Source organism: Nocardioides antri (assembly GCF_008373765.1).
GTDB lineage: Bacteria > Actinomycetota > Actinomycetes > Propionibacteriales > Nocardioidaceae > Nocardioides > Nocardioides antri.
Genome location: NZ_VUJW01000002.1, coordinates 352,341 through 355,496 on the forward strand (window position 1 = coordinate 352,341; position 3,156 = coordinate 355,496).

At 67.7% G+C, this 3,156-nt stretch carries 5 protein-coding genes; 4 read left to right on the forward strand and 1 reads right to left on the reverse strand.

Annotation, left to right across the window (positions count from 1 at the left end; all coding sequences use genetic code 11):
• On the forward strand, window positions 1–233 hold a 233-nt coding region (locus F0U47_RS21025; RefSeq protein WP_188111189.1), incomplete at its 5' end, for a hypothetical protein.
• A gap of 227 nt (window positions 234–460) precedes the next feature.
• Window positions 461–802, forward strand: a complete 342-nt coding sequence (locus F0U47_RS06155; RefSeq protein WP_188111190.1) for a hypothetical protein — start codon at window positions 461–463, stop codon at window positions 800–802.
• A gap of 301 nt (window positions 803–1,103) precedes the next feature.
• On the opposite strand, the gene F0U47_RS06160 is transcribed toward F0U47_RS06155, so the two are convergent.
• Window positions 1,104–1,937 carry an alpha/beta fold hydrolase gene (locus tag F0U47_RS06160; RefSeq protein WP_149749427.1) on the reverse strand — a complete coding sequence of 278 codons (834 nt, stop codon included), beginning with the start codon at window positions 1,935–1,937 and terminating at the stop codon, window positions 1,104–1,106.
• Between the two features lie 198 nt (window positions 1,938–2,135).
• On the opposite strand from F0U47_RS06160, the gene F0U47_RS06165 reads away from it, so the two are divergent.
• Window positions 2,136–2,531, forward strand: coding sequence for an ester cyclase (locus tag F0U47_RS06165; protein ID WP_149749428.1), 396 nt, complete (start codon window positions 2,136–2,138; stop codon window positions 2,529–2,531).
• Window positions 2,532–2,787: 256 nt separating this feature from the next.
• Entirely contained in the window at window positions 2,788–3,018 is a 231-nt protein-coding gene (locus F0U47_RS06170) for a hypothetical protein (RefSeq protein WP_149749429.1), read from the forward strand.
• Window positions 3,019–3,156 lie beyond the last annotated feature (138 nt).

Genomic DNA, 3,156 nt, shown 5'->3' on the forward strand with positions numbered 1-3,156 from the left:
TCAGGGTCACCCGCAACGACGGGCGGATCATCCTGCGGGACAACAACGCCGGCCGCAACATCGCAGTCAACAACAACCTGGCCTTCAACCACCAGCCCGGTGACGGGCGCCACCACCGGATCGGCGCGATCCGGCTGAAGCGCAACGTGGCCGGCAGCCACATCACCGTGCTGCGCAACGCGAACCGCGGACTGATCCTCGTCGACAACACACCCAAGCCCATCACTGATTGACGTTTGAAGGGAGGACGCGCGGCGGGGTTTGACCGGCGAAGGCGCGCCGACCCCGCTGCGCGGACGGATGGACCCTGCCACGCCTCGCGCGCCTGGGTGGCCCCAGGAACCGCGAAGGTATAGGAGAGGCGTCGAGGGGCACCGTCATCTCCGCTAACGAGACCCAGACCTGCCCTCAGACGCCTCTAGTCCCAGGGTAGGCCAGTCTTCAAGGAAAGGATCCCGAGATGACAGTCACGCCCAACAACCCCGGCGACACCTCCAACACGCCTACTACGCGCACCAGCCGGACGTACACCCCGGACCGTCGCATCAGCACGGAGACCAAGGCGTCGTACAAGACCAGCGAGCTCGCCGTGTACATCCTCGCCGTCCTCGGCGTGCTGATCGCATCGCTCGTCGTGGACGACAGCCCCAGCGACTTCGGCGCGCAGGAAGCCTGGTGGTACGTGACCCTCCTGACCGTCGGCTACATGATCAGCCGGGGCCTCGCGAAGTCCGGCAGCCGCGAGCCCTACGACGACTCCACCAACTCCAACAGCGGCCAGGGTGACTACGATCGTCGCTGAGTCTGCAGCCACCACACCGCCCCTCCAGGCCTCGCCAGGAGGGGCGGTGTCGTATGCGGCGCACACCGGGTGGGCCGCTGGGTAGCGCGTAGGAAGCCGATCTGCGACGCCCGGGCGTCTCGGATCGGCGAGGCCTCGCCTGGTTAGTTGACAGCCTGGCGAAACCGCCCCACTCGGCCGTGGCCAGGTGGGGCGGATCTCCTCCTCGGGAGACGGGCAGCACGTTACTCCGCGCACGCGTGTGGCAATAGCCTGGCTTACATGTCCGAGGGCTCGGGTGGTGGCGGTCGCCGCTTGCCGACTAGCGGAGGCCGTTCACTAGGCGGTCGAGCGATCTTCGCACCGCTCCCGGGGCGTCCATCCAGATGAAGTGACCGGCGCCCTCGATCACGTCCACCGCTGCGTTGACCATCAGATCTGCGGACTCAGTCGACGCGGTCACCGGCAGCGGGCTCAGCTCGCCGTGCACGAAGATGGTGGGTACGGCGCAGCCAGCGAGCCCGGCCTCGAGCGCTGGCAGTGCGGCCATCATGTCCGCCCACATCTGCGCTTGGTGCGTGGCGATCTGAAGTTCAGGCATCGGCGGCGCCAGGCCCGGATCCGGGAAGTACGCCGGCCATACGAGCCGGAGATACTCCATCTGGAGGTCAGGGGGAAGGGATCCGGACTTCTCCTCGATGGCGTCGAGCTCCTCGACGCGAGACCTGGTGGCCGCGGGAATCCGGTTGCGCATCTCGGCAGCGAACTGAGACAAACCACCGTCACCTACCGCGCCGAGGGGATCCACGACCAGAGCCGCGCGCCAGCGTCCTGGGTGCCTGGCAAGAAGGTGGAGGGTCAGGTGACCGCCCCATGAATGTCCGCCGACGATCGGTCGTTCCCATCCGAGGTGCTTCGCGACGGCGACCGCGTCGGCGACGTGCCCGGCGACCGAGATGTCACCGTCCACCGCGGACGGGTCCAAACCTCGTTGGGTGTAGGTGGCCACCGTGTAGCTGTCGCGCAGCTCCTCCGCCAAGGGACCCAAGTAGTCCGACAGCCCCGGCCCGCCGTGCAGCAACAGGACCTCTGGACCAGTCCCGACGACGGTCCCCGCCAAGTCCCCGGTCGGGGAGGGCGCGCGGAACCCATTCACCGACGCAAGTTATCCGCACGAGCAATCCAGACACAACCCGTACGCCGGCTCCTCCGCCCCCCGACCCCAGGGGTCATGCCTCCGGCTCCGCGCACGCCGTACGGCAGTAGCGGACGCTGGAGGTGATACTCCTTCACGACTCCCGTGTCACACCCGCGGGATGCGGCGCCACCGGCAGCTGTCGGCATGATGGAGGCCATGACCACGGGCGACCCCGATCCCACCCAGGCTGTGAAGCGGTTGATCGATGAGGTGATGAACCAGGGCAACCTGGACGTCCTCGACGACTTGTACGTTCCCCGTCTTGCCGCGGTTGCCCGCCGCTGGGTCGAACCCTTCTTGAACTCGTTCAGTGACATCCGTATGCGGATCGTCGAGTTGGTGGTGGAGGACGAGACTGTCGTCGGCCGGTTCTCCTGCTCCGGTACGCATACGGGCACTTGGCTCGGCCATGCACCGACCGGACGCAGGTTCACCAATGTGGCGGAGGTGTACTTCTTCGACGTCGTGGACGGCCGCATCACCCGGGTATGGGGCCTCGAGGACACCGCAGATCGACTTCGCCAACTGGGCCTCAGCCCGGCCGGCGACTAGATCGGAGCCGCCAAGCTGACGCGTGCACATCGGCAGGACCGCCCGATCGGCGGCATTAGCGGACGGAGCCGGCACGCCGTTGTCGGCCGTACACAGCCAGGCATATCTTCGGGCCGTGGGACGGAGCGGACAGATCACGGCATGGATCGCAGGGAACGCGGTATGCGGTGCGCTGATTGCCCTACCCGACGAAGATGACCGTCTCTTTTCGATCAGCGACCTCCACGGCCCTAGCCCCATCGACGCACTCGGAGCGGTGGGGCTTGTGCTGCTCTGGGTCCCGGTCCTCACCGCGACCGTGCGTGCCGTGCGTCGGGAGTCGGCCTGGGTCCGGCTCGGCATTGCGATCGTGGCGGCGGGTCTACTCGCCGCGCTCCTCGTCACCGTCTTAGGCGACTTCGGCTGGTGGTGGGTGCCGCCCGCGCTCGGGCTCGGAGCCCTGCAGCTGGCGGTCCTGTGGCCCTCGCGCCACTCAGTCGACGCATGACTGTCCATCATCACCGGCGATCGTCACATCGTGTCGACGAGGCGTGGCCGCACGTGGCAATCACGCGCGGTGCGGCCGCAGCGTGCGGCTCCGCGCACGCCGTGCGGCAGTAGCGGGCGGTTCTAGGGCCGCACCGCG